This window comes from Brevibacterium senegalense (genome assembly GCF_000285835.1).
Classification (GTDB): Bacteria; Actinomycetota; Actinomycetes; order Actinomycetales; family Brevibacteriaceae; genus Brevibacterium; species Brevibacterium senegalense.
In genome coordinates this window covers 390,542-416,559 of record NZ_HE978600.1, presented here as the reverse complement: position 1 = coordinate 416,559, position 26,018 = coordinate 390,542, and the positions used below count along the sequence as shown (strand labels likewise).

Sequence of the window (26,018 nt, the reverse complement as noted above, 5' to 3'; positions counted from 1 at the left end):
GTCAGCTCCTCACGGCCGTGTAGCCGGCCTCGTCGACCGCCGCGATCACCGCGGCGTCATCGACCGGCTGCTCACTGGTCACGGCCAGCCGCCCGGTCTGAGCGCTGACCTCGATGCCGGTCACCCCGGCGATCTCGGACACCTCGGCGCGGATCGCGCTCTCGCAGTGCCCGCAGCTCATCCCGGTCACCTGGTACTCGGTCGTGGTCGCCATCTCTAACTCCTTCACTCGTGTACGACTTGCATTCAGGCTAATACCCCCCAGGGGTATAAGTCAAGGTGCGGCTTGCTCCTCGGCGGCCTGCTGTGCTTCACCAGTCGGGCGGACGTGGCGCAGCCTCGTGGCGGCGATGATCGCCGCGAGACCGGCGATGACCGCCGAGACGATGGCCGCAGTGTTGAGCCCGCCGGTGAACGCGGTCTGCGCGGCGGCCACCACCTGCTCTCCGAGCGCACCGTGCAGCTGGGCCGCTGCGGCCATGGCGCCGTCGACGCTGTCCGATGCCGCCGCGGCGGCATCGGCGGGCAGGCCGCCGGGCAGCAGATCGCCGATCTGGCTGCGGTAGGCGGCGATCCCGACGCTGCCGATCACCGCGACACCGAGCGAGATGCCCAGGTCGTTAGCGGTGGTGGCGAGGCCGGAGGCCCCGCCGGTCTTCTCCGGCGGCACGGAGCCGACGACGAGGTCGGTGGTCAGCGCCATCGAGGGGGCCACGCCGGGGTAGGTGATGACGAAGCTCGCGATCACCAGCGCCAGACCCGTGCCGGCGTCGAGCTGGGTGAACAGGATGTAGCCGACGACCTGGGTGAGCAGGCCGACCGCGATCACGTTGCCGGGCCGGAACCTGCGCGCGAGCACCGGGGAGAGCGTCGAGACGACGATCAGCACCGCCGCGGCCGGCAGGATCGACAGGCCCGCCTGCAACGGCGAGAGCTCCTGGACCTGCTGGAGGTACTGGGTGAATAGCGAGTACACCCCGCCGAGCGCTGCGGCCGAGAGCAGGAACACTGCCAGTGCCCCGGACACGGTGCGGTTGGCGAACAGTCGAACATCCAGCAGCGGCTGCTTGGCGCGCAGCTGCCGGATCACGAACCACAGGCCGATCAGCGCGCCCGCGACCAGCAGCCCGATCGAGGGGCCGGCCGGCTCCTGGGCGGCGAAGCGCTTGATGCCGTAGATGATCGCCAGCAGACCCGCGACCAGCAGCAGTGCGCTGAACAGGTCGATCCGCGCCGACGGGTCACGATGCTCGGGCACGAGGATGGGGGCGGCGATCGCGACGAGCGCCATGATCGGCACCGCGACCAGGAACGTCGCCTGCCAGCCGAAGGCCTCCAGCAGCAAGCCGGACAGCAGCGGGCCCAGCGCCACACCAGCGGAGATGCCGCCGGCCCACACGCCGATCGCGACACCGCGCTGCTTCGCATCGGCGAAAAGCACGAAGATCAGCCCGATCGTCGCCGGCACCATCATCGCCGCAGCCAGCCCGAGGACGGCCCGCCAGACGATCATCAGTTCCGGGATCGTCGTCAGCGCCGCGGCGATCGAGACAGCGGCGAACAGGATCGCGCCGATCACCATGAGCAGGCGCTTGCCGATCCGATCGCCGAGCACGCCCATCGCGACGAGGAACCCGGCCATCACGAAGCCGTAGATGTCGAGAATCCACAGCAGCTGCGTGCTCGACGGATTCAGGTCCGCGGCCAGATTCGGGGCGGCGAGAAACAGGATCGTGAGCATCATGAACAGCAGCGTCGAGGGGATCACCAGAACGGCAAGCCCCCACCACTGCTTGGCGCCGGCACGCGGCGCGGCGGTGTCGCTCATCGCGCACCCCCAGGGATGTGTGTCGTGGACATGGTAGTCATCTCCTCTCTGTCGGCCCCGCCTCGCCCTCCGAGCCGGAACTCGATCATCGGTGTACGAGTTGTAACAGCTACACTATCTCATACATTCCAGTACGACTTGTGAGGTGGATCATGACGGTGAAGAAGACGACGTCCCGCGGTACGACGACCGGTGCGTCAGGCGGCGGTGGCCGGGCGGCCAATCAGCGGGCGGATGCGCAGCGCAACCGGGCAAGGATTCTGGTCGCGACGGCGACGGCGATCCGCAAGAACCCCGACGCTTCGGTCGGCGACATCGCCGCCGAGGCCGGGATGGGCAGAGTGACCGTCTACGGGCATTTCCCGACCCGCGCGGAGCTGATCGAGGCCGCCCTCGTTGACAGCCTCGAACGCGGCGAAGACGTGCTCAGCGGGGTGCCCCTGGATGGTGATCCGGGCGAGGCGTTCCGGCGACTGGTGGCCTCCAGCTGGGTGCTGGTCGACCAGTCGCGGGCGCTGCTGGCGGCCGCGCTGAAAGAACTGCCTGCGGCACGCATCCGCGAGCTGCACGAGAAGGCCGAGGGGCGGATGCGGGCTCTGCTGCTGCGCGGCCAGCGCGAGGGTGTCTTCCGGGTCGATCTGCCGGTGTCCTGGCTGCTGACTACTACGCACGTGGTGATGAACGGTGCCGCCGAAGAAGTGCGTGCCGGGCGCCTCGACGCCGACGACGCGCCGTGGTTCATCGAGGCGATCCTGCTGCCCGCCTTCGCCGCCACCACCAGCACCACCACCATTGGGGAAGGAGCCTGATGAGGATGCCCAGCATCGCGATCATCGGGGCCGGCGCCGCTGGCACCGCAGCCGCAAGAACCCTGCACGCTTCCGGTGTCGACGTCGACCTCTACGCCCGGAACGGTGAGGTGCCGTTCAACCGGACGTTGGTCAACAAGGGCATCGCGATCGGGCTGCTCGAACCGGCCCAGGCGGCCCTGCCCGACACCGGGGCCGCCCTCCGGTCGGAGACGGTGCGCGGCCTCGACCCCAGGGCTCGGCGCTTGCGGCTGGACTCCGGCGATACACACGCCTACGACGCGCTCCTCATCGCCACCGGCAGCCGGCCCCGCACTCTCGACGAGGAGGTGATCGGCCGCGACCAGGCCATCAGCGGCGGCAGACTGACCACCCTGCACTCGGCCGCCGACGCCGTCCGCGTCCGCGATCTACTCGCGACCACTCAGCCTGCCCGGGTGCTCATGCTCGGTGGCGGCCTCGTCACCTCCGAGACCGCCTCGCTGCTCACCGACGCCGGCCACGACGTCGCCCTCATCACCCGCGCCGCGATCCCAGGAGCGAACGCCATCGGCGAACACGTCGCCCGGCGGCTACGCGACCTGCACCGCCCCCAGCACGCCGCCTACCTGGAACGCACCGTGCACTCGATCCGCACCCACACCGACCGCATCAGCATCACCCTCAACGACGGCAGCCAGGTCGAAGGCGACCTCGCGATCGTCGCGCACGGCACTCTGCCCGCCGCCCCCGCACCATGGACCGGGCCCGACGGCATCCCCGTAGATTCCCGCCTGCGCTCCATGCACGCCCCGCGGCAACGGATCTACGCCGCCGGCGGCGTCGCCGTGCATCACTATCCCGGCCACGGCTCCTACCGGATCGATCACTGGGACGACTCCGCCGCCCAGGGCATCCACGCCGCGAACACGCTGCTGCACGACCTCGGTATCGCCGGCGACCCCGGCCAGTACCTGCCGAGCTCGACGTTCTCCGCACGCATCCACGGCCACACCCTCACCGGTGTTGGACACCCCGCCCTGGGCACACGCACCCGCGTCGTCTCCGAGGAACCACTGATCACAGCCCACTACCTCGACGAGGTGCTGGTCGCGCTCACCGGAGTGAATGCCGCCGGCCCTATGCGTGAGCTGATGCCCGGCCTGCACCACCCTGAAACCGCGGCTGATCCGGTGACGCGACAGCACGTATGAGCCCCTCGCGTCAAACGGAGTTCAGACGGTGCGCACGCAGGCGCACTGGCACGCCGCGAGGGTGCCTTCGGCGGCTTCGGTCTCCTCGCGCACCGCCCGATCACTGATCACCGGCTCTGCGGCGGCGACACCGGTCGGGGCGGCCTCGCTGTCCTTCTGCTCGCGCGGCCAGAGCAGGTGCGCCGCGATCGCCCCCGCGATTGCCAGGGCGGCGAGGACGGACCAGGCGAGCGTGAACCCGGACGCGGTGCCGATCCAGCCCGCGATCGGGTAGGTGACGAGCCAGGCGAGGTGCGAGAGGGAGAACTGTGCGGCGAATCCCGCGGGGAGGTCCTGCTTCGCCACCGAGCCGCGGATGACGCGCCCGGTCGGGGTGACGATCATCGCCATGCCGCCGCCGATGATCACCCAGATCGGTGCGGTGACCATCCAGGATGCGACTTGGGTGGCGGTCATCGCGACGGCGGCGAGCACTCCGGCCAAAAGCACCAGGGCGCCGGTCATCATCACAATCCGCTCGGCGATCCGGTCGAGCACGCGTGGCAGGAACAGCGCGACCAGCAGCGTGCCGCCGCCCGAGGCGGCCAGCATCCACGCGACGTCGGCCTGCGAGCCGCCCAGGTGGTCGCGGACGTAGTTGACCGTGTTGACGACGACGATCGATCCCGCTGCCGCGACGACCAGGTTCAAGGCCACCACACCGCGCAGCCGGGGCGTGGCGAAGAAGACCCTGACTCCCGATGTGACCCGCGCCCAGGCGCCGACGTGCCCGCTCGGGGTGGCATTGGGAATGTGGGTCGAGAGCACCAGCACGGCGGAGAGCGCGAACCCGATCGAGGTGCCGATGAACAGCCAGTTGAACGCCATGAACGTCAACGCGACGGCCGCCAGGACCGGGCTGAGCAGGCTCTCCATCGTGTACGCGACCTGCGACGCGGACAGTGCTCGGGTGTAGTCGGACTCCTTGGTGACGATATCGGGGATCACGGCCTGGAATGTCGGCGTGAAGGCCGCCGACGCCGCTTGCAGGACGCCGATGAGCACGTAGATGTGCCAGACCTCCGTGACGAACGGGAGCACCAGCACCACCCCGGCGCGCACCACATCGAGCAGTGTCAGGAACATCCGCCTCGGAAGCCGGTCAGCATACGCCGCTGCCAGCGGCGCGATCAGAACGTACATGACCATTTTGATCGTCAGAGCGGTGGCAAGCACCGACCCTGCGCTCGGGCCGGCCAGGTCGTAGGCGAGGAGGCCCAGCGCCACTGTCGCCAGCCCAGTGCCGAACAGCGCGATGATCTGCGCACCGAACAGGTGGCGGAAGTCGCGGATCGCGAACAGGCGCATCAATCTTCTCCTCAAACCCTCTCAAGAACACGTAACCCCTCCAACCTTATACCCCCCTGGGGTATTTCCGACGGTGCTCCACGAGGAACGGAGTGCGCCCACGGTGTGCGCCGTACGGGGCGATCCGGCGCAGCGCTCAGGCGGCCGTCGGCGGGATCAGTAAACTGGGGTGCATGGCGTCCACCGCAGCAACGCGTACCCGGAGAGGTCATCTCGGCCTTCTCCGAGGCGTGTTGCTCGGCGGCCTGTTGGTCGCCGCGGTCATCACCGGTCTGCTCGCCATGCACACGCTGAACCTGCACGGCACACCCGCCGCCCACGCGGCCACCGCCGCGGTCTCCGTCACCGATTCTGGTGAGGCGCGCCAGGGCGCGGCGCATCACGACACAGCGAGCGCTCACGCGACCAGCGGCACAACGCACGATCCCGGCGGTTCCTGCACCGACTGCGGGAGCGATGGACACCTGGGCATGGCGATGGCGTGCGTGCTCGCACTGCTGCTCGCCCTGCTCGTCCTCGTGCTGCCGCGGATTCTGCCGGGATGGCCGCGCACCGCACCTCGATCTCTCCCGATCGCCCGCTTCTTCGACAGGGGGCTGTCGAGGGCTCCTTCATTACAGGTTCTCTGCATCAGTCGCACGTGACAGAGCGGTGAACCCGGCGCAGCAGCGCCGACGGTTCCCCCTGCACTCACGCGGTGCCCCTGAGGTCCCGCGCCACTGACACGACTGCTGACACTGGAGAACACTCATGAAGTTTCGTACCGCGGCGACCGCCGCACTCGCACTGACCGCTGCACTCGCCCTGGCCGGCTGCTCCGCCGGAGACGACGATGCGATGTCGGGCATGGATCACGGCTCGTCCGAGCACACGCCGGACGCCACCGGCGGGGACGTCAATGACGCGGACAAGATGTTCGCCTCGATGATGGTCGTCCACCACGAGCAGGCCATCGAGATGAGCGACATCGTCCTCGCCAAGGACGGCGTCGACCCGCGGGTCGTCGAATTGGCCGAGACGATCAAGACCGCCCAGGGGCCCGAGATCAAACAGCTTCAGGGCTGGCTGGAGGACTGGGGCGTCGACCCCGACGATCACCAGATGGGTGGGATGGACCACGGCGACGGGATGATGAGCGAGGACGACCTGGCCGCACTCGAAGCCGCCGACGGCGCCGAGGCGTCACGCCTGTTCCTGGAACAGATGATCCTCCACCACGAGGGAGCGGTCGAAATGGCCCAGACACAGGTCGATGACGGTAGCAACCCCGATGCCGTCGAGCTCGCGCAGACCATCATCGACGCGCAGACCACTGAGATCCAGGAGATGCAGGACCTCCTGGCCACCCTCTGATCGACTACCCACTCAAACCCTTGAAGGATCACGCCATGAATCACCCCACCATGCCGCGGCGCCGAAATCTGATCGTCACTGCCACCGCAACGCTTGCCGCGGCCCTCGTTCTCACTGGATGCGCCACAACGTCGCCCGAACCCGAATCCATCTCCATCGGCAGTCAAGCCGTCGACACTGAATTCCTGACAGACCACAACCTGGACGGACTCGACGCCACGCAGGTCATCGGGCGGCTCGACACTATGCCCGTAGCCGACCGTCCCGCCGATCTGATCGCATCCGTGCAACCCGACGCCCTCGTCCTCACCGACGATCAAGACCGCGAGACACGACTGCCGATGCCCGATGATGAGGTGTACATCTCGGTCGCCCCCTATCGGGAGCAAACGCACGATTGTCACTTCCACAGCCTGACCACCTGCCTCGGCGAACTCGCCAACACCGAGGTCCAGGTCACGCTCACCAGCAAGGGCGGCGACGTGCTCGTCGACGAGGTACAGCAGACCTACGACAATGGGTTCGTCGGCGTCTGGGTGCCCCGCGGCATCGAGGCAACCCTCACGATCGAGCACGAAGGTCAGACGGGAACCGCGATCATCTCCACGATGAACGAAGACGACCCGACTTGCATCACTACCCTGCAACTCACCTGACCTCGGGCATCAGCTGCTCGTGCCCCGGGAAATCGTTCTGTTCTAGATCGGCACAACTCCGAGGACGTGGCGTGTGGCCGATCACCAGCGCTGCGGCTGTCACGCAAGGTGAGGAATTCCGCGCTCATCATGGCTCGGTCGCCGCCCGTAGTGCGTCAAGCTCGACGACTGCTTGGAGGGGCAGGACGCCATTGCCGAGGGCAGTGTTCTGTTGGTTCGCGGTCAGGCCGTGTTCGGGGTCGGTGACCCACCCCGTCGGGAGGCCCATGAGCCATTCCACGAACTCGGGCGCCGGGCGTGGTCCTTCTCCTCGTTCAGGATCGCGGGGTCAGGGGCGGTTCGTTCGGTGATGTGTTCCCATCGGGCGATGGCGTGGGCGTATCGCCCCCAGCGGTGAAGATGTCCTCGATCAGGGCGAACAGGGGCTCCGACTCGTTCCAGCTGGCGGGCGAGCCATGCGGCCCGTGCAGGGCCAGGTCGATCACTTGATGGCTTAGGGCGATCGTGCCCCGCCGTGCCCGTACCTGGTCCAGGGTCTCGCCGCCGCGCGAGGAGTCCGAGGCCAAAGGCGTCCGGAACAGCGCTTTCGCGGTAGGCGGTGATGAAGACCCGGAACCGGTGATGCGGTGCGCCGGCCAGTGACGCCGGTAAGCCGATCCATCGTGCACTTCTCCGGAGGTCGGCCAGATCCCCGAGTACGGCTCCGTGCGCCCGAAGAGGTCGCGTTGGCTCGTCTCCCAGCAGCCACGGGTCGGGTTCCAGGTTGCGAACGGCGGTTGCATGCTCGTTGGTTGCATCGTCGGGGTTGCGTGCATCGGGGGTTGCGCCTTCCAGAGCGCGGATTGCGGGTGCGGAGAGTAGGCCGCGGACGTTCTCGATGACGACGAGCTCGGGTTGCAGTGCGTCGATCGCGGCCGCCATGTGCGACCAGAGCCCGGAGCGGGTGCCGGGTGCGAGGCCGGCGCCCTTGCCGACGGTCGAGACGTCTTGGCAGGGGGAACCCACCGATCAGTATGTCGACCGGTGGCACCGCCGCCCAGTCGACGGATGTGATGTCGCCGAGGTTCGGGATGCCTGGCCAGTGGTGGGCGAAGACGCGGATGGAGGGGGTGTTGATCTCGGAGAACCAGATCGTCTCCCCGCCGGTGGCGTACTCGACGGCAAGGTCCAGGCCGCCGTAGCCGGAGAACAGCGACCCGACCCGGACAGGGCGGCCGCGATGGGAATGGTCGTCGCGCATGAGAGCTCCGCAGGCTTTGTGAACCCCGGACCTCGACGCGACCGAGCGTGCGCCGACTCTCCGGGCTGAACACCTGCTAGGTGCACCGGCCGCCCGATGCATCCCGAGCACCGCAGCCTCAGAAGCGTCCCCGACCCGGACCCTCAACCACCGTCATCGCCCGCTCGTCCCCGCCGCCGCCGCCTGATCAGCAGCGCCTCCTCCCGCCGCTTCATGAGCCGCCACACGTCTTTCAAACGAGGCCTCCGCCGTCAACCTAAGTTGCCAGCGGGGGTTCAGACGCTTCGCCGTCGTGAGACGCCGTCGGCTCACCTGGCCGGCATGACGGTCTCGATGCGAGTGATGAGCGCCGGCGACGGTTACGAGTACCTGCTGCGCACCATCGCCGCCGGTGACGGCGACCGTTCCCTTTCGACCCCGTTGACGAGGTATTACACGGAGGAGGGAACTCCTCCCGGGTTTTGGATGGGGTCGGGCCTGCCGTACCTCGGCGGCGGTGAGCTCGCCGAGGGCGGGCAGGTGTCCGAGGCGCAGCTCCAGCTGCTGGTCGGGATGGGCCGCGACCCGATCACGGGCGAGCCGCTGGGTGAGGCGTATCGGCAGTACGCGAGCGTGCAGGACCGCGTCGATCGGCGCGTCGCTGATCTTGACCCGGAACTGGGGCCGGTGTCGCGTGCGGAGCAGATCGCGGCGATCGAGGCGGAGGAAGCCGAGCGCGGCACCCGCCGCGCGGTCGCGGGGTATGACTTGACGTTCTCGGTGCCGAAGTCGCTGTCGGCATGGTGGGGTGTTGCGGACGGAGGCACGCAATCGCTGATTGCGGACGCGCATCATCAAGCGGTTGCAGAGGTGGTTGCGTTCCTCGAACGCGAGGTTGCGACCACCCGCGTCGGCGCCGCCGGGCCGGACGGCGCGGTCGCGCACGTCGATGTCGCTGGCGTCCTCGCAACCGCGTTCGACCACTACGACTCACGCAGTGGTGATCCGCAGTTGCACACGCACGTCGTGGTGAGCAATAAGGTGCTGACGGTTCAGGACCAGAAGTGGCGCACCCTCGCCGGCCGCCCGGTGCACGCCTCGGTCGTCGCTCTGTCCGAGATGTACAACGCGACCCTTGCCGACCGGATCACGGGCATGTTCGGGATCGAGTGGGAGGCCCGGGACCGGGGCCGGGATCGGAACCCCGCGTGGGAGCTCACCCCGGTGGCCGACGAGCTGATCTCGGAGTTCTCCTCACGGTCCCGGCAGATCGAGGAGGAGAAGACCCGCCTGATCGACGCCTACCGGACCAAGCACGGCCGTGAGCCGTCGGCGGCGACGATCCTGAAGCTCCGCGCCCAGGCGACGCTGGCGACCCGTCCGGAGAAGCATGTGCAGTCGCTCGCGGACCTCACCGCTGGCTGGCGGCATCGCGCCACCGAGCTGCTGGGCGAAGACGCGACCGGCTGGGCGCGCACGCTCGCCACCGCCGCCGAGCCGTCGGTGCTGTTGCGGGCTGATGACGTGCCACTCGACACGATTGCCGATCTGGGCAGTGCGGTGGTGGTGGCGGTGGGGGAGAAGCGGTCGACGTGGCGGCGCTGGAACCTCCACGCCGAAGCCTCCCGGCAGCTCATGGGTGTGCGGTTTGCGTCGGCGGAGGATCGGGAGGCAATCACCGGGATGGTGACCGACGCGGCCGAGCAGGCGTCGCTGCGGTTGACGCCGCCGGAGCTGGCGTCGAGCCCGGTCGTGTTCCGCCGTCCGGACGGGTCGAGCCGCTTCCGCCACCCCGGCGCCGTGCTGTACTCAACCGAAGAACTGCTGGCCGCGGAAGACCGCCTCCTCGACCGCTCGCACGCGACGACCGGGCCGACCGTGGAACTGGCCACCGTCGAGCGGATCACCAGCAGGCCCGACGCGGAAGGGCGACGGCTCGGCCTCGATCAGGCTGACGCCCTCCAGCGGATCGCGGTGTCGGGCCGGGTCGTGGACGTGCTCGTCGGGCCCGCCGGTGCGGGGAAGACGACGGCGATGAGCGCGTTGAAGCGGGCATGGGAACAGCAGCACGGCGCCGGCAGCGTGGTCGGGCTCGCGCCGTCGGAGAACGCGGCGCAAGTGCTCGGCGAGGAACTGGGGATCGAGACGGAGAACACGGCCCGCTGGTGGCAGATGCACCTACTCCACAGGACCACGTTCGACAAGGACCAGCTCGTCATCCTCGACGAGGCATCCCTGGCCGGCACCGGCTCCCTCGATCGCATCACCGGCCTCGCCGAACAAGCCGGCGCGAAAGTCCTGCTCGTGGGTGACTGGTCACAGCTCCAAGCCGTGGATGCGGGCGGGGCGTTCGGGATGCTCGTCCACGACCGCGACGATGCCCCAGAACTCACCGACGTGCACCGGTTCACGCAGGCGTGGGAGAAGTCCAACTCGCTGGCCCTGCGGCACGGCCGTACCTCGGCGATCGACACGCTCATCGAGCACGACCGGGTGCGCGGCGGGGAGCAGGGCGCGATGGTCGATGCCGCCTACACCGCCTGGCGACGCGACGTGCAGGCGGGGTGGGCGTCGGTCCTCGTCGCCGAAACCCGCGAGACCGTCACCGAGCTGAACGAGCGGGCCCGCGCCGACCTGATCCTCGACGGCACGATCACCCCCGGCCGAGAGGTCGCCCTGCATGACGGCACCCAGGCGTCCAAGGGTGATCGGGTCATCACGCGGGAGAATGACCGGCGCCTGCGGTCGAAGAACGGCAAGAACTGGGTGCGCAACGGCGACCGGTGGACGATCACCGCCGTCGCCGGGGACGGGTCGATCACCGTCCGCCCAGCTGGGCGACGCTTCGGCGGATCGCTCGTGCTGCCGGCCACGTATGTGGCGGAGCAGGTCGAGCTCGGGTATGCGATCACTGGGCACCGTGCCCAGGGCGTCACCGTCGATACCGCGCACGCGGTCGTGACGGCGACGACGACGCGGGAGAACTTCTACGTCGCGATGACCCGCGCCCGGCACGGGAACTACGCCTACGTCGCCACCGACACCACCGACGACGCGCATGTCGCCCCGCACCCCTCCGACAACCCCGACGCCACCGCCCGGTCCGTCCTGTACGGGGTGCTCCAGCACGTCGGCGCCGTGCTGTCCGCGCACGAGACCATCACTGCCGAACAGGAGCGCTGGGGCGCGATCGCCCAGTTGGCGGCGGAGTACGAGACCATCGCCCAAGCCGGACAGCACGACCGCTGGGCCACCCTCCTCACCGCGTCCGGCCTCACCGAGGAGCAGGTCGATCTCGTGCTCGGCTCCGACGCCTACGGTGCCCTGTCCGCGGAGCTGCGCCGCGCCGAGGCCAACCATCACGACCTCGGCGCCCTGCTCCCGCGGCTCGTGGCAGCGCGAGGCTTCGCCGATGCCGACGACATCGCCTCGGTCCTGCATCACCGCCTCGCCCGCGCAACCGCCCGACCTGCCGGGTCCGGGCGCACCCGCCGGTCGCCGCGACTGATCGCCGGGCTCATCCCGTATGCCTCCGGCGTGATCGACCCCGAGATGCGCCACGCCCTCACCGGACGCGAAGAGCTGATCGAACACCGCGCGTCCGCGGTCCTCGACCGCGACCTGAACGAGGGCGAGCCGTGGACGGCCGCGCTCGGGAACAAGCCCGCGGACGAGTGGACGGCGCAGCGATGGCGACAGGCCGGCCGGGTCGTCGCGGCGTACCGCGACCGGTACCAGATCACCGACGAGGCCCCGCTCGGCCCCGTTGCGGAATCGGATGCGCAGAAGCTCGACGCCGCCCGCGCCACTGCCGCGCTCACCCGGGCGCAGCAGCTCAGCCGCCACACCCCGAACACCGAGCAGCCGGACCTCACCATGGAGGCCCGGCAGGGGCGCACGCTCTGACCCGCGGATCAGAGGGAGCGGCCGGGCCGGTTCTGATCGACGGCATCGAGATCGCGCGCGGTGCTCAGGCCCGTGGTTCGTGCCGGGGCCTGGCGTCGTCGGTCGCTGGTGAGGGTGGCGAGGTCGTGGTGGCCGGTGACGAGTGTTGCTGGCCATGAGGTTGTTGACGTTCTTTGGGGGTGGCGACGCAGACGGCTACGATGAGGCGTATGTCGAGCCCTGAATCGGACACTCAGGGGCTTTCGGTCACGCCGTCAGCCCCTCACCTCCGCTGAGCCCCTAGCTCTCTGCCGTTCAGTGCTGCGCGCAGCACGACATTCGGGTGTCCTTTGGGCGCTGACCGTGGTGACGAGACGTTCTCTTGTTCGTACTCTCGCTTCGGAGCTATCTCGATGCCTTTTGCTCTCTATCTTCTTGCCCTGGTGGTCTTCGCCATGGGTACTTCCGAATTCATGCTCGCCGGCCTCGTGCCGGACATCTCCGCATACTTCGCCGTTTCCGTGGGGACAGCTGGTCTCCTGACATCGGCGTTCGCGGCAGGGATGGTGATCGGCGCACCTGCGATGGCCGCGCTCACTCGTCGCCTCCCCGTGAAAGCGACACTCTTGGGTTGTGTGATCGTGTTCGCGCTGTCCCATGTCGTCGGGGCACTCACACCGGACTTCACTGTTCTGTTCATCACGCGTGTGATCGCGGCGGTCGTCAACGCAGGCTTCTTGGCGGTCGCGCTGGGTGCGGCGACGAAACTCGTGGCACCCGACGCCAAAGGTCGGGCCGTGGCGATTCTGCTGGCGGGCACCACCGTCGCAACCGTCGCCGGCGTGCCCGCGGGTACTCTGCTTGGTACGGCACTCGGCTGGCAGTCGACGTTCTGGGCGATCGCTCTTCTCTGCGTCCCCGCTGCGATCGGCATCGCCGCGGGCTTCACCGCTCAAGCTGACGACTCGCCAAGGGAGGAGTCGTTCTCGACCTCGCTGCGGGTGGAGCTAGCCCAGCTTGCCTCCCCGCGCCTCCTTCTGACGATGCTGCTGGCTGCCCTGGTGAACGCCGGAACCTTCGCGACGCTGACCTTCCTTGCGCCGATTGTTACGGATACCGCCGGCATGAGCCAGTGGTGGGTGTCGGTAGCGCTTGTGCTCTTCGGCGTCGGCTCCTTCATCGGAGTCACCGTTGCGGGACGCCTGTCGGATGCCCGACCCGGAATCGTCATCGTGGGCGGTGGAAGCGTTCTTGTGCTCGGGTGGGTCGCGTTGGCGCTCTTCGCGACGAACCCCGTTGCCCTGCTCGGGCTCGTATTCGCTCAGGGGGTGTTGGGGTTCGCTGTCGGGAGCACGCTGATCACGCGAGTGCTCTATGCGGCGGCGAGTGCGCCCACCATGGCGGGTTCGTATGCGACCGCGGCACTCAACGTCGGTGCAGCAGCAGGTCCAGTCCTCGCCGCTGCCGCACTCGGTGTAATGCCCGGCGCGCTCGGGCCGGTGTGGGTGGCCGTCATCGTAACCGCAGCCGCATTGCTGCTCGCCATTCCCGTTCTTCGACTGGTCGCACCCGCCGAGAGAGAAGTGGTCAAGTGACGCATGCGAACTCGCCATTGACGGTCGAGGGTCGTCGCCGACTTATCGAACGCTGTCGGACTCGACCCCTCGCGCATGTCGCCGCCGAGATGGGCATCTCCCGAGCCACCGCATCCAAATGGGTCGGACGATACCGCCGATTCGGTGAGGTCGGCTTGCATGATCGTGCGTCTACCCCAATCCGTCAGCCAACGGCAACGCGGAACGAAGTCGTGGTGATGATCGAAGCCATGCGACGCCATCACAAGTGGTCAGCCTCACGTATCGCGTTCGAGCTGGATCAGCGTGGCATTTCCGTCAGCCGCCGCACGGTCACGCGCCTACTCGCACACCTCGGGCTGAATCGCCGGAAGATCATCGACCCGACCGGTGCAACGAACCGAGAACCGCAGAAGATCGTCGCTGAGCGCCCCGGACACATGATGCACATCGACGTGAAGAAGACAGGACGCATCCCGGACGGCGGCGGCTGGCGCGTGCACGGCAAGGGCAGCATCGAAGCAAAGAAGGTCGCGCGGACGAAGAAGAGAGGTGCCAAGACTGGATACGTGTTTCTCCACTCTGCGATCGACGGATACTCCCGACTCGCCTACACGGAAGCACTGTCCGATGAGAAAGCAGTGACCGCAGTTGCGTTCCTCGATCGCGCGAGAGCATGGTTCGCCGCGCACGGCATCACCCACATTGAGCGCATCGTGACCGACAATGGCGCCTGCTACCGGGCCAGCGCATTCGCTGCTGCCATGGGCGAGAGCCGACACCAGCGCATCACGCCCTACACGCCGCGACACAACGGAAAGATCGAACGCTACAACCGCATCCTCGCCGAGGAGTTCCTCTACGCACGCACCTGGCGCTCAGAACACGAACGCGCCGCAGCACTCGATGTCTGGAACCAGCACTACAACTACCACCGACCCCACGGCGCACACGACGGACAACCACCCGCACTGGCGACGCCGACGCACGTCAACAACGTGCTGGCCTCATACAACTAGCACGCACCAGCGCGTTGATCGCCCTCGCGCAGGAACTCCCACCAGTCGTTCTCAGTCGCCTGACGGGGTTGGACATCTCCTCCGCAATCGCCTGGTCCAACGCGATCGGCGCGAACAACAACGCCTACGCCACCGCAGTCATCGAACGAGTCGGCATGCCTTTGCCGACTCTCTGAACCATGACCCTATGCCCTGTCAGCGGAGTCCTTGGACGGTCGGCTTCGGCTATAGGTATCGGCATACGTCGACAGAACTACATGTGTCGGGTTCGACGTGTTCGGCGTGGTCGCGGAGCCCGGCGAGGGTGTTGCGCAGGTCGTTGAGCTGCGCGATCTGCTGGTCGATATCGGCGAGCCTCGTATCGAGCAGGTCCCGGACGTGACCGCAGGGTGCTTGACCGTGGTCGCGGATGTCGAGGATCTGCCGGATTTGGGCGAGTGTGAGGCCTGCGGCTTGCCCGCGGTGGATGAAGCCGATCCGAGTGAGGGCATCGGCCGTGTAGTCGCGGTAGCCTGCGGGTGTCCGCTCGGCGGACGGTAGGAGCCCTTGGTCTTCGTAGAACCGCAGCGTTTTCGTGGTCGTGCCGGCCGCGTCGGCGAGTTCTCCGATCCGCATGTTCCTCGCTCCTCTGCGCATGTTGCACGCACCTCTTGACCTTCCCCCATGCTGGAAGGTTCATGATGACTGTATCAGCAGGATTTTCAGTACTCCAGGGAGGAATCGGATGCAGTCGACGTTTGATCTCGCGATTGTCGGGTCGGGTGGCGGGGCGTTCGCCGCCGCGATCCGCGCCACGATGCTGGGTAAGTCGGTGGTGATGATCGAGCGTGGCACGTTCGGTGGCACGTGTGTGAACACCGGATGCGTACCGTCCAAGGCGCTGCTCGCGGCCGCTGAGGCACGCCATGTGGCCGCCGACGCCGGTTCCCGGTTCCCGGGGATCGCCGCCACCGCGGCCCTGGTGGACATGCCGGCGCTGATCGCCGGGAAGCAGGATCTGGTGGAGGCGATGCGGAGCGAGAAGTACGTCGACGTGGCCGATGCCTACGGCTGGCAGAACCATCAGGGTGATGCGGCCTTTGCCGGCCCCCCGGATGCACCGGTGCTGGAAGTCACGGCCGCGGACGGCAGGGTCGAAACGGTCGAGGCGGCGCATTACCTGATCGCCACGGGCGCGCGCCCCTGGGCCCCACCGATCGAAGGGCTGGACGGGGTCGACTTCCTGACCTCGACATCGGCGATGGAGTTGGACAAGGTCCCGGACTCGCTGCTGGTGCTCGGCGGTGGCTATGTGGCACTGGAGATGGCCCAGTTGTTCGCCCGGCTCGGCGCGAAGGTGACCCTCCTGGTGCGGTCCCGGCTGGCGTCGAAGGAGGAGCCAGAGGTCTCCAAAGCGTTGCAGGAGGTCTTCGCCGACGAGGGCATCCGGGTGGTCCGCCGCGCTGTTCCCACACGCGTGGCCCGGGACGTGGCGACCGGTCAGATCGTCGTCACGGCCGAAGTCTTGGGCAGTAAGCAGGAGTTCCGTGCCGACGAGATCCTCGTCGCGCTCGGACGCCGCCCGGTCACGCAGGGTCTCAACCTGGATGTAGTGGGAGTGAATACCGGCGACGCCGGGCAGGTCCTAGTCACCGGCGACCTGCAGTCCTCGAATCCTCGCGTGTGGGCGGCCGGGGATGCGACCGGGCATCCCGAGTTCGTCTACGTCGCCGCCCGGCACGGCACGATGGTCGCCGAGAACGCCTTCGCCGATGCACACGAGTCCGTCGACTACACGCGGATGCCGCGTGTCACGTTCACCAGTCCCGCGATCGGCTCGGTCGGGATGACCGAGAAGGAAGTCCTCGCGGCCGGGATCCGCTGCGACTGCCGCGTCCTTCCCCTGGAGTACGTGCCGCGGGCGGTCGTGAACCGAGACACCCGCGGGTTCATCAAGATGGTCGCCAACGCCGACACCGGTGAGATTCTCGGCCTCACCGCCGTCGCCCGGGACGCCGGCGAGCTCGCCGCCGCGGGCGTCCATATCCTCGGTAAGACCATCACGGAGGTCGCCGACGCGTGGGCCCCGTACCTGACCATGGCCGAGGGCATCCGCATCGTCGCGAAAGCCTTCACCACCGACGTCTCGATGCTGTCCTGCTGCGCCTGAGCACGGACCAACCCGCTTCATCACCCACGAAACCGGAGAAAATGCCCATGACTGACCTCACGACCGATCTGTCCGACCGGCTCGCCCGATTCGATGAAGAAGCCCTGCTGGTCCCGTTGCTGCGACTACTCGTCGACGGTGACCCGGTCACCATCGACGACCTCGCGGGCGCCGTAAAGCTCCCCGTCGACGAGGTCCGAGCCCGCCTGGCCGCTACGCCGGACACCGAGTACGACGGCCAGGGCCGGATCATCGGCCAGGGCCTCACCTTGCGCCCCACCAGGCACCGGTTCACCGTCTCCGGTGAAGAGCTCTACACCTGGTGCGCGTTCGACACCCTGATCTTCCCCGCCCTCCTGGACCGCCCCGCCCGCATCGAGTCGATCTCCCCAACCAGCGGCGACACGATCCGGGTGAGCGTCGACCCGACCGTCGGCGTCACCAGTGTCGAACCGGCGACCGCGGTGATGTCCCTCGTGAATGCCGCAGACACGCCATCGATCCGCTCCTCGTTCTGCAACCAGGTCCACTACTTCACCTCCCCGCAGGACGCTGCCAGCTGGCTCACCGAACACCCCGGCGCGCAGACCCTCCCCGTCAGCGACGCCTTCGAGCTCGGTCGCACCGTGATCACCGGGATTCTCGACGAGCGGCCCCAGCCCGCTCGCAGCGTCGAGCCGTCCAGCAACTGCTGCGGACCCGAGACCTGCTGCTGAACGGCATACGAAATCGAGGCTCAATAGCGCGAGGCTCAATAACGCGCGCTACCAATACCGCGCATCGCGCCGGGTCGCGAGGAACGAGGTCGCACCTCGCGCCCACAGCACATACGGGGCACGATCGCCCAGCGCGTCCACCGAGACCGGCCAATGCGCATCGCCAGGGATCAGCGGCGCATACGACCCGTCCAGCAGCCCCGCCAGATCATCGCCGAGGCCGCCCCGGGAAGCGAACTGCTGCGCGGTGTGGTGCAGGAGCGCTCCTTCCTCAGCCCGGACGCCGGGCATCGATCCGCCCGCGTCGAGGAGCCGGAGGGTCTCGACGGCGCCTTCGCGGCGCAGCAGGCGGCCGACGGCGCGGTCGGCGGGCTCGATCATCATCGAGAGCATCACGCGGGCCGTCCGCTCATCGGAGGTGTAGTCAGCCAGAGCAACCATGACCGGGTCCTTCCACTCACCAGGCATTACCAGCGCAGGTGCACCCGGCACCGCGACGAGACCTTCCCCTTCGCCCGGCCCCGGCGTAAACTATGAAGTGAAGCGCAGGCATTCCATCTGTAGGGTCCTTCGGGATCGCCCCTTCGGGGCCACCACCAACACGCCGCTTCTCGATCATTCGAACCGTGTTGAATGGAGGCCCACCGATGTTCCTCAGCGACCGCGTCCGACGCCGCTGGCGCCAGAGCGAGAACACCGCCCAGAACCTGGAACCGGCCCGCCGGCTCTTCCCGACGAACCGCATCCGCGATGCCGTCTACACCCGCCGCGGACTCAAATGGGGCGTCCCCGCGATGCTGCTCGCCGCCCCCTACATCGCAGCCGTCAAGATCCTGACCGACCACATCGAGCAGGGCGGCCCCGGCTGGCTCCACCTGGTCGTCCTGCTGTGCGCATGGAACGCGCTCAAGATGCTCTGGCTCGGCCCGATGAGCCTCATCGCCCTCGCCCGCGTCCGCTACCGAGAGCACGTCCAGCGCCGCACTGCCCGCCGCGAAGCCGAGCTGCCCGGTGTTACGCCGGATGAGGTTCTGGTCATGGCCGGAGGTGCATCATGAAGGCCGTCACCTACCGGTACAGCGCGGCAGAGAACCCAACCTGGCTGGACCAGCAAGAAGCCGACTGCCGCCGCTACGCCGACGAGCACGGCCTGACCGTCACCCAGGTCTTCACCGACGTCGGGCACAGCCGCCACGGCCTGCATCACATGCTCGATGCCGTCGCGCGGGAGGACGTGACCGGGCTCATCGTCACCGATCTCGGTCGGCTCGGCTCCAAGTACGCCGATCACGTCGCCGTCGTCCAGCAACTCCACGACGCCGGACTCGACATCCACGTCACCAACGACCGCACGACGAGCTCCGTCGAGGAGAACCTGATCGCCGTCAAGCAGGCACACCTCGACGCCCAGGCCCGGCGGCCGTTCCCCTCCGGCGGCAACGACTCCACGGACTGACCCGCTACAGCCGCCGAGGGCTCCCTGCGTGTCGGCCCCGAATGCGAGGGCAAACATGAGATCCTGAACGGAAAACTTGGGCCGTCGGATGCTTGTGCGCGCTTCGCGCACCGCCCCGACGGCGGGCGAGCTCGCGGCGGGTCTCACAGAACCGCCTTCGCAGCTGAACGTGAGGAGGCGTGATGTCCACGATCGAGGACCTTCGCGGTCGCCTCTGGTCCGATGAGCCGTCGAAAGTGGACTTCCTCGCGGCGCGGGCCATCGCGGAAACAGTCTCCGACGCCGTGCTCGATGACGCGCTCGATCCGCTGGCGATCGGACTGTCCGGCCCGTGGGGCAGCGGCAAGACCACCGTCCTTGAACTCATCAAGGCCGATCTTGACTCCCGCAGCGACCCCGAGAACGCCAAGATCATCACCGTCCGCACCGACCCCTGGCGTTACGACCCTGCCGTGGGCGCGAAGGAAAGCCTGATCGGTGAGGTCCTCGACGCCATCGCGGCCGAACTCACCGAACGCCTCAAGGACGTCGAGGAGTCCAAGGGCGAGAAGATCAAGAAGCTCCTGAAGAGGCTCTCTGATCGGGTCGACTGGGCCAAGGCGGTCAAGCTCGCCGCCAAGTCGTCGCTCACCCTGCAGATCCCAGGTGTCAGCGACGTGCTGGATCTCATTCGCGAACCGGCGTCCGAGGGGACTGGCGCCGGCGACCAGCCGCGGGGCCTGGCCGGTTTCAAGGCCGAGTTCGCTGAGCTGTTGGGGGCCGAGGAGATGGCTCACGTACGCCGGGTGGCGGTGCTGGTCGACGACCTCGACCGGTGCCTGGTGGATACCGTCGTGGAGACCCTGGAAGCGATCCGTCTCTTCCTGAGCGTTGAGGGCATGGCGTTCGTCATCGCGGCAGACGAGGACCGGGTCGCCGATGCGATCCGCACCCGCCTGCCAGATTCGAGCATGCCCACGGAACGTCCAGAGGACGAAGACGCTCTCCCAGCGGAACCCCCGTCCAAGCTCTATCTGCACAAGATCGTCCAGACCACCGTCCCACTGCCGGCTCTGGGTGCCTTCGACACCGAGTCGTATGTGCTCTTGCTGCAGCTGCAGAATCGCGTTGACCAGCGTCTCACCGATGAGCAACTGGAAAAGGTCATCACCGAATGCCACCGGCTCCGCATGGCCGGCGCTCTCGACGACCTCCAGGCGCCTGACGACCTCGACGTCCAGCGAGAGCTGTCTTTCGCGCGTCGGCTCACCACGATCCTCTACGAGAAGCTCCGGGGCAACCCGCGGCGCATCAAGCGATTCCTCAACGACCTGAACATCCGTCGATCCATCGCTGCGCGGCGGGGCATCGAGCTCGACTTCGACGTCGTCGCCAAGCTCATGGTTCTCGAAGTCCTCTTGCCGGATCAGTTCCAGTCCGTGCTGTCATGGTTGCGAACCGGTGAGCTTCGAGATCGACTGGAGTCGCTGGAAGCGCAAGCCAACCGGCCGAAAGAACCTCCCGTCCCCGCTCCGCCAACTGACCTCGCCGACCACGCACCGGATGAACCCGCCGAGATCGCTGCGGACGTGACCGGAGCGGAACCGGACGACACCGCGGAAGATGCGCGACCATCCGAAGCGGAAGACGCGCCGACCCAAGCAGCGTCAGCAGCCGCGGTCGCCCCGCACTTCGCCGAGGACATGATTCGGTGGGCCAAGCTCCCACCGGATCTTCATGACCTCGACCTGAGCCCGTACCTGCACCTGGCGGCATCCTTCCGCGGCGACCTCCTGGTCAGCGCCGAGCTTCCCCAACATCTCCGCGATCTGGCCGCGCAGCTGGCCTCGACCCGCACGGTGGACAGGCGGCAACTCACCGACGAGAGCCTGCGAGCGCTCACGACCGACGATGTCGATCAGCTGCTGCGGCACCTGGGGCTGCGCGCACGAGACCGAGTCCAGGAGCAACGCGGCGCGGTCGCCGGGATCGTCAGACTCGCCACCGCACATGTCGCCGTGCAACCGGCCGCGCTTGACGCGTTCCGTCGGCTCCCGGCCTCCGATCTGCAGCCCGGTACCGCCGTCATCCTCGCCGGGGTCGAGATCCCCGGGATGAAGGACGTCATCAACGCGTTGGCCGCGCAACTCCCAGACGGCAACATCAAGAAGGCGCTCACCACGCCGCCACCGAAAGGTGGTAAGCGCTGATGGGGACGAAAGGCTCCTACTCCGGCAGCGCCGCCGGTGGTGACCTGCGCGACGGACTCGACGACTGGCTGGCCAGCCTCCCTGGGGCTGACGGCCAGGCCCCGCCGCCCCCAGGTAACCAGCCCTCGCTTCTCTCTCCGCTGAAGCCCTCCCCGAGCTCACCGGCCGGCAGGATGCTGCCCACGGCCGCGCTCTTCCGTTCCTCCCGCGGCGGAGGGGGAAGGGGTGGGGGCGGCCGCCGGGGCGACGAGAGTCTCACGCGATCGACGGCAGCCTCCGCGCGTTCCGCCGGCCGTGGAGCCGCAGCGGCCTACGCGTACCGCAGCGGCGACGCGCAGACTCTCCGCGATCTCGGCCTGGACTACGACGCACTGCGGGCGAACCCGAATATCTTCGACGTCGCCCACCAGATCGCACAGAAAGTCTGTGAGGACCTCCCCGCGGGAACGATCGAAACTGCGGAGCAGATGGAGGTCGTCGGCAGGCTCGCCGAATGGCTCGTCGAGAGCGACAGCACGGGGACGGACGTGTCACTCGGGCAGATCGCCGAGGAAGCGGTCGCCCTGATCCTGGCCGAGGCATACCTCGTGGAGACCGCGTCCAGCCTGAACACTAAGGACATGTCAGGAGCCGAACGCGCGGCGTTCGAGGACGGGATCCGTCAGGCCGCGGAAGAGCTCGCCGCGCACGCGGACCTCTCGCCCAGCGGGCCCAGCCCCGAGGAGTTCACGCGCGCGATCGAAGACGGACTCGAATATCTCAGAACCATCCACGAGGCAGATTGAGATGGCGCAGTTCGACCTTCGTTTCCAAGTCCCATCGGCGCTCACTCCCGAGTCCGCCGATCGCACGTTCTACTGGCCCACCGCTGGGGCCGGCACCTTCAACACCTCCCTGGGACCCCGGCTGGGCAAGCTCGGCCCGGTGCGACGCGAGAACATCGAACTGTTCCGCCTAGCTGCGATGGTCTACGCCGCAGACCGCTCCGTTCCGCGCCGGGCCGGCCGCGTCAACTGGACCCAACGCCACATCGCTCTGAGCGTCCCCGTCCACGACACGGCACCCTGGAACGCCATCACGGACCAGCTGCAGCAGCTCCTCGACTTCTTGTCGGGTGACCGATGGACGCTCACCTTCCGTGCAGCACGCATCCCTCGTGAGGACATCGCGCCCAACGGGTATCCCGACGTGCAGCGGGTGGTGCTCATGAGCGGCGGCGCCGACTCCGCCACCGGTGCATTCCTCGCACGCACCCAGCCCGAACCGCATCTGCTTGTCTCTCACGTCGGGGCGACATCGATCTCACCCATCCAGCAGGACGTCGCCGAACGCATCCGAGACCTCTGCCCCAATGGCAGCACGCAGCAGCACGCGCAGATCCGCTTCACCCGACGCCAGACACAACCCGGAGGACACCGGTTCAAGAACGAGAACACCACGCGAACCCGATCGTTCCTGTTCCTCGCGCTCGGCCTCGCCCTCGCCTCGGTCAACGAGGTGGAGCTCTGGATCCCCGAGAACGGGTTCGCGTCACTGAACCCACCCCTGGGCCCTGACCAGCTCGGCAGTCTCTCCACCCGCACCACCCACCCGTGGTTCCTCACCGAACTGTCCAGACTCGTCTCCGCCGCTGGCGCATGGGGGACCCTGTCCAATCCATTCGCGGCGCAGACGAAGGGCGAGATGTTCCGGTGGCTGGCGGACCAGGTCGGCGATGGCACGGCCTCGGACCTGCTCAGCGCGACCAACTCGTGCGCGTTCACCAACCGACGATGGCTCGGCGTGACAGCGACCGATCATTGCGGAACGTGCTTCGGGTGCCTGGTGCGCCGGGCATCGTTTGCGGCCGCGGAACTCACCGACCGAAGCACCTACGTGATCGACACCCCTCCCAGCGAGGCCGCGAGATCTCAACTCGAAAAGGCGTCGATCCTTCCCAGCATCCGCGGATTCGTGGCCCGCGGAATCCGGGTCAGCGACATCGCAGCGATGCGCCTGCCTGACGGGTACTCCGCATCCGACGCCCGTGACCTCTGCGTCCGCGGCGCACGCGAGCTGGAAACGCTGACATGACCAACTTCCCGGCCGTTGACCTCCACGCCCACATCGACCCGACGATCACCCCTCGGGACCTGCTGAACCTCCGAGCCGTGATCTTCGCGGCAAGCCGCAGCCTCGCCGAGTCGCGTCTCGCCCTCGATCGCCAGCACCGCGACCTGCTCGCGATCTGGGGCGTCGGCGTTCACCCAGGAGTGAAGACCGCACTCGACGGCTACGACCCCGAAGAGTTCGAGCGTCTCATCGCCCGCACCCCCTACGTCGGCGAAATTGGACTCGACGCAAAAGTCCCATCCCGCCTCGCCAAACAACACGAGGTGTTGACCGCGCTGCTCACGCAACTCCAAGCGAAGCCCCGGCTCACGTCGATCCACAGCTACCGGGCAACCAACGAAGTCGTGGAACATCTCGAACACACTCCGATCACCGGCGCGATCCTGCACTGGTGGCTCGGCGACCGAGCCACCACAAGGCGCGCAGTTGAACTCGGAGCCTACTTCTCGATCAACACCGCCACCCTGCGCCGAAGCGACGCCATCGACCTCATCCCCACGGACCGTCTCCTCCTGGAAACAGACCACCCCGATGGGAACCGCAGCGGAGCCCGCCCGCATCAACCGGGCAACGTCCGCGACGTCGAAGCAGCTCTCGCCAAGCAGCGCGGAGTCACCACCGCTCAGATTCGAGCCCATGCCTGGCGCAACCTCGCCACGCTTGTAAACACCACTGGTACGAAGCCTCTGCTGCCACCCCGAGTCGCAGCAATACTCGGGGCTATCGAGTAACACCCCGACAGGGGCGCCGAGACTCACCGCACTCGCCCATGAGTGTCCCGAAGCTTCACACCCGCAGCGAGGAGCGTGACACGCACGGAACTGGGGTTGAATCCAAGGCGCGCGCCAACTCTCGCCAACGACTCACCCTGTTCGTAACGGCGGCACATCTCAAGCACCAGCGCAGGAGTGGGCTTCTCTCGACGGAGCCGGACCCCTCGCTCGCGCAAATGACTTGAGAGGCGTTCACGACTCACCCCCAGATCCTTCGCGATGGTCCGCAGGATCTCCCCACCCCGATACCTCCGCTCGGCCTCAAGCAGCATGGTTTCCGTCAAGCGCGTCACCGGGCGCGGTAGCTGCTTCAAAGACTCCTGGCGAACCAACGAGTCCCGACGCCGAATCGCGTGATGCGACGACACGGCCCGCGTCAGCGCCGGGGCAAGGTTCGAACACTGTCGCGCTACCTCCACCAGAGATGAGAAATTCGAAACTTGCCCCGCCTGATGGCGGGGCAAGTTCTTTTTCGTCCCCAGGTCGGGCGGCTGTATGGCCCTGGCCTGGGCAATCGTCACGCTGACGGCATCCGTGGGCACGTAGTCAACGTGGTCTTCGTCGTCGAGGATGATCTTGTCAAAGAGGGCTCGGTTGAGGATGCGGCGTTCAGCAGGTTCGCATCGGGCGTAGACGTCGCCGAGGTCGGTGAGGATGTCGGCGAGCTGGTCGAGGCCTTCGCGGGCGTCCTCGGGGCTGGTGGCGAGGTTCTCCAGCCGGTGTTCGATGGCGTCGAGGTTGGTGCGGATGCGGTCTTGTTCGGATTTGCGGAGGTCGAGCGGGATGGCGTCGGCGTAGTGAGCTTGGACGAGTTTGAGTCGCTCGGCGTCGAGCTTCTCCTTCTGCGTGAGGAGGAGTGAGCGTTCGTCGTCGGTGGTGACTTCGAGCTGATCGAAGACGGTGCCGAGGACTTCGCGGACACGATCGGCCTCGGCGGCCGTGAAACCGTTGGTGTTGTAGGTGGATTCGATCCGGTCTTCGATGCGGTCGATGATGATGGCAGACCGGGTGCAGCCGTTCTTCCTGCGGCATCCGGAGCAAGTGAAGTACTCGTCGCGGTCACCCTGTTTGTCGCGGGGCCGTTCGATCATGAACCGTCCTGGGTTTCGTTCCGATCCGCTTGATCTAGGAGGATTGGAATATGGCCAACACGTACAGCCCGCAGTTCAAGGAGCGGGCACTACGAATGATGGACGACCACCGCAGGGTCGAAGAGACCTCGGTCTGGGGCGCTGCCACTGCGACTGGCGAGAAGCTCGGGATCTCCCCGCACACGTTGCGGGGATGGTCGAGACAAGCTCGCCGTGACGCTGGTGTCGAAGAAGGTCCTACGAGTGCGGACCTCGAGGAACTCAAGCGGTTGCGCCGCGAGGTCAAGGAGCTCAAACGCGCGAACGAGATCCTTAAGACCGCGTCAGCGTTTTTCGCCGCGGAACTCGACCGTCCCACGACGAAATGATCCGGTTCATCGACACGTTCCGGGGTCGTTTCGGGGTCGAGTTCATCTGTCGCGTCCTGGGCGCGACGGCACGTGGGTTCATCACCTCCCGTGGCTACCGGGCAGCGAAGTCCCGGACGCCCGCATCCCGCACCCTCCGCGATGGTCTCCTCGTCGAGGAGGTCAAACGGATCCACGCCGCGAACTACGGTGTCTACGGGGTGCGGAAGATGTGGCACGCGATGCACCGAGCCGGATGGGACATCGGCCGGGACCAGACAGCCCGACTGATGCGTATGGCC

At 67.5% G+C, this 26,018-nt stretch carries 25 protein-coding genes and 2 pseudogenes; 18 read left to right on the top strand and 9 right to left on the bottom strand.

What is annotated here, in order from left to right; genetic code table 11:
• Position 1 precedes the first annotated feature (1 nt).
• Together HGBR_RS01935 and HGBR_RS01930 are read right to left on the bottom strand one after the other, a co-directional pair.
• Entirely contained in the window at positions 2–214 is a 213-nt protein-coding gene (locus HGBR_RS01935; RefSeq protein ID WP_019157648.1) for a heavy-metal-associated domain-containing protein, read from the bottom strand.
• A gap of 60 nt (positions 215–274) precedes the next feature.
• On the bottom strand, positions 275–1,828 hold the full coding sequence (locus HGBR_RS01930) for an MFS transporter (RefSeq protein ID WP_019157647.1): 1,554 nt from the start codon (positions 1,826–1,828) through the stop codon (positions 275–277).
• Positions 1,829–1,980: 152 nt separating this feature from the next.
• Between HGBR_RS01930 and HGBR_RS01925 the strand changes: the two genes are divergently transcribed.
• Both HGBR_RS01925 and HGBR_RS01920 read left to right on the top strand, forming a co-directional pair.
• Positions 1,981–2,637: a TetR/AcrR family transcriptional regulator gene (locus tag HGBR_RS01925; protein WP_019157646.1), complete on the top strand. Its 657-nt coding sequence runs from the start codon at positions 1,981–1,983 to the stop codon at positions 2,635–2,637.
• On the top strand, positions 2,637–3,830 hold the full coding sequence (locus HGBR_RS01920; RefSeq protein ID WP_019157645.1) for an FAD-dependent oxidoreductase: 1,194 nt from the start codon (positions 2,637–2,639) through the stop codon (positions 3,828–3,830). Before HGBR_RS01925 ends, HGBR_RS01920 begins: the two co-directional genes overlap by 1 nt.
• Before the next feature lie 21 nt (positions 3,831–3,851).
• Here HGBR_RS01920 and HGBR_RS01915 read toward each other — a convergent pair whose 3' ends face one another.
• Positions 3,852–5,177, bottom strand: coding sequence for an MFS transporter (locus tag HGBR_RS01915; RefSeq protein WP_019157644.1), 1,326 nt, complete (start codon positions 5,175–5,177; stop codon positions 3,852–3,854).
• A gap of 173 nt (positions 5,178–5,350) precedes the next feature.
• On the opposite strand from HGBR_RS01915, the gene HGBR_RS01910 reads away from it, so the two are divergent.
• From HGBR_RS01910 to HGBR_RS01900, 3 genes are all read left to right on the top strand, one after another.
• A complete protein-coding gene (locus tag HGBR_RS01910) occupies positions 5,351–5,821 on the top strand; it encodes a DUF6153 family protein (protein WP_051013283.1) in 471 nt (156 codons plus the stop codon).
• Positions 5,822–5,927: 106 nt separating this feature from the next.
• Positions 5,928–6,530, top strand: a complete 603-nt coding sequence (locus HGBR_RS01905; protein WP_019157642.1) for a DUF305 domain-containing protein — start codon at positions 5,928–5,930, stop codon at positions 6,528–6,530.
• Positions 6,531–6,565: 35 nt separating this feature from the next.
• Positions 6,566–7,186 carry a CueP family metal-binding protein gene (locus tag HGBR_RS01900; RefSeq protein WP_019157641.1) on the top strand — a complete coding sequence of 207 codons (621 nt, stop codon included), beginning with the start codon at positions 6,566–6,568 and terminating at the stop codon, positions 7,184–7,186.
• 314 nt (positions 7,187–7,500) lie between these two features.
• Here the strand turns inward: HGBR_RS01900 and HGBR_RS20630 are convergent, their stop codons facing one another.
• The 3 genes and pseudogenes from HGBR_RS20630 to HGBR_RS20980 all read right to left on the bottom strand — a co-directional run.
• The gene (locus tag HGBR_RS20630) at positions 7,501–7,968 is read right to left on the bottom strand and encodes a hypothetical protein (protein WP_245533254.1); all 468 of its coding nucleotides are present in this window, start codon (positions 7,966–7,968) and stop codon (positions 7,501–7,503) included.
• 118 nt (positions 7,969–8,086) lie between these two features.
• Positions 8,087–8,191, bottom strand: a pseudogene (locus tag HGBR_RS20985) (DNA cytosine methyltransferase); the annotation flags it as partial.
• Positions 8,192–8,249: 58 nt separating this feature from the next.
• Positions 8,250–8,426 (bottom strand): annotated as a pseudogene (locus tag HGBR_RS20980) (DNA cytosine methyltransferase); the annotation flags it as partial.
• A 321-nt stretch (positions 8,427–8,747) separates the two neighbouring features.
• On the opposite strand from HGBR_RS20980, the gene mobF reads away from it, so the two are divergent.
• The 3 genes from mobF to HGBR_RS01875 all read left to right on the top strand — a co-directional run bounded on the left by mobF (position 8,748) and on the right by HGBR_RS01875 (position 14,883).
• Positions 8,748–12,311: a MobF family relaxase gene (mobF, locus tag HGBR_RS01890; protein ID WP_026077251.1), complete on the top strand. Its 3,564-nt coding sequence runs from the start codon at positions 8,748–8,750 to the stop codon at positions 12,309–12,311.
• A gap of 392 nt (positions 12,312–12,703) precedes the next feature.
• Positions 12,704–13,885, top strand: a complete 1,182-nt coding sequence (locus HGBR_RS01880) for a Cmx/CmrA family chloramphenicol efflux MFS transporter (RefSeq protein WP_019157638.1) — start codon at positions 12,704–12,706, stop codon at positions 13,883–13,885.
• Positions 13,882–14,883, top strand: coding sequence for an IS481 family transposase (locus HGBR_RS01875; RefSeq protein ID WP_051013252.1), 1,002 nt, complete (start codon positions 13,882–13,884; stop codon positions 14,881–14,883). The genes HGBR_RS01880 and HGBR_RS01875 overlap by 4 nt, the downstream gene beginning before the upstream one ends.
• 225 nt (positions 14,884–15,108) lie before the next feature.
• On the opposite strand, the gene HGBR_RS01865 is transcribed toward HGBR_RS01875, so the two are convergent.
• The gene (locus tag HGBR_RS01865; protein WP_019157635.1) at positions 15,109–15,498 is read right to left on the bottom strand and encodes a heavy metal-responsive transcriptional regulator; all 390 of its coding nucleotides are present in this window, start codon (positions 15,496–15,498) and stop codon (positions 15,109–15,111) included.
• A gap of 109 nt (positions 15,499–15,607) precedes the next feature.
• Here HGBR_RS01865 and merA point away from each other — a divergent pair, with 109 nt between their 5' ends.
• The gene (merA, locus tag HGBR_RS01860) at positions 15,608–17,032 is read left to right on the top strand and encodes a mercury(II) reductase (protein WP_019157634.1); all 1,425 of its coding nucleotides are present in this window, start codon (positions 15,608–15,610) and stop codon (positions 17,030–17,032) included.
• A 47-nt stretch (positions 17,033–17,079) separates the two neighbouring features.
• Positions 17,080–17,748, top strand: coding sequence for an organomercurial lyase MerB (gene merB, locus HGBR_RS01855; protein WP_019157633.1), 669 nt, complete (start codon positions 17,080–17,082; stop codon positions 17,746–17,748).
• Positions 17,749–17,796: 48 nt separating this feature from the next.
• Here merB and HGBR_RS15995 read toward each other — a convergent pair whose 3' ends face one another.
• Entirely contained in the window at positions 17,797–18,189 is a 393-nt protein-coding gene (locus HGBR_RS15995; RefSeq protein ID WP_019157632.1) for a hypothetical protein, read from the bottom strand.
• A gap of 206 nt (positions 18,190–18,395) precedes the next feature.
• Between HGBR_RS15995 and HGBR_RS01845 the strand changes: the two genes are divergently transcribed.
• The 6 genes from HGBR_RS01845 (at position 18,396) to HGBR_RS19240 (ending at position 24,236) form a co-directional block, all read left to right on the top strand.
• The gene (locus HGBR_RS01845; RefSeq protein ID WP_019157631.1) at positions 18,396–18,806 is read left to right on the top strand and encodes a hypothetical protein; all 411 of its coding nucleotides are present in this window, start codon (positions 18,396–18,398) and stop codon (positions 18,804–18,806) included.
• A complete protein-coding gene (locus tag HGBR_RS01840) occupies positions 18,803–19,204 on the top strand; it encodes a recombinase family protein (protein WP_019157630.1) in 402 nt (133 codons plus the stop codon). The genes HGBR_RS01845 and HGBR_RS01840 overlap by 4 nt, the downstream gene beginning before the upstream one ends.
• 182 nt (positions 19,205–19,386) lie before the next feature.
• Positions 19,387–21,393 carry a KAP family P-loop NTPase fold protein gene (locus HGBR_RS01835; protein ID WP_019157629.1) on the top strand — a complete coding sequence of 669 codons (2,007 nt, stop codon included), beginning with the start codon at positions 19,387–19,389 and terminating at the stop codon, positions 21,391–21,393.
• Entirely contained in the window at positions 21,393–22,178 is a 786-nt protein-coding gene (locus tag HGBR_RS01830) for a hypothetical protein (RefSeq protein ID WP_073117296.1), read from the top strand. The genes HGBR_RS01835 and HGBR_RS01830 overlap by 1 nt, the downstream gene beginning before the upstream one ends.
• A 1-nt stretch (position 22,179) precedes the next feature.
• The gene (locus HGBR_RS15990) at positions 22,180–23,466 is read left to right on the top strand and encodes a hypothetical protein (RefSeq protein WP_019157627.1); all 1,287 of its coding nucleotides are present in this window, start codon (positions 22,180–22,182) and stop codon (positions 23,464–23,466) included.
• Entirely contained in the window at positions 23,463–24,236 is a 774-nt protein-coding gene (locus HGBR_RS19240; RefSeq protein WP_019157626.1) for a TatD family hydrolase, read from the top strand. The genes HGBR_RS15990 and HGBR_RS19240 overlap by 4 nt, the downstream gene beginning before the upstream one ends.
• A gap of 23 nt (positions 24,237–24,259) precedes the next feature.
• On the opposite strand, the gene HGBR_RS20295 is transcribed toward HGBR_RS19240, so the two are convergent.
• Entirely contained in the window at positions 24,260–25,369 is a 1,110-nt protein-coding gene (locus HGBR_RS20295; protein WP_020693881.1) for a hypothetical protein, read from the bottom strand.
• 50 nt (positions 25,370–25,419) lie between these two features.
• On the opposite strand from HGBR_RS20295, the gene HGBR_RS01810 reads away from it, so the two are divergent.
• A complete protein-coding gene (locus tag HGBR_RS01810; RefSeq protein ID WP_019157625.1) occupies positions 25,420–25,737 on the top strand; it encodes a transposase in 318 nt (105 codons plus the stop codon).
• A partial coding sequence (locus HGBR_RS01805) for an IS3 family transposase (protein ID WP_019157624.1) occupies positions 25,734–26,018 on the top strand: 285 nt, incomplete at its 3' end. The genes HGBR_RS01810 and HGBR_RS01805, both read left to right, overlap by 4 nt.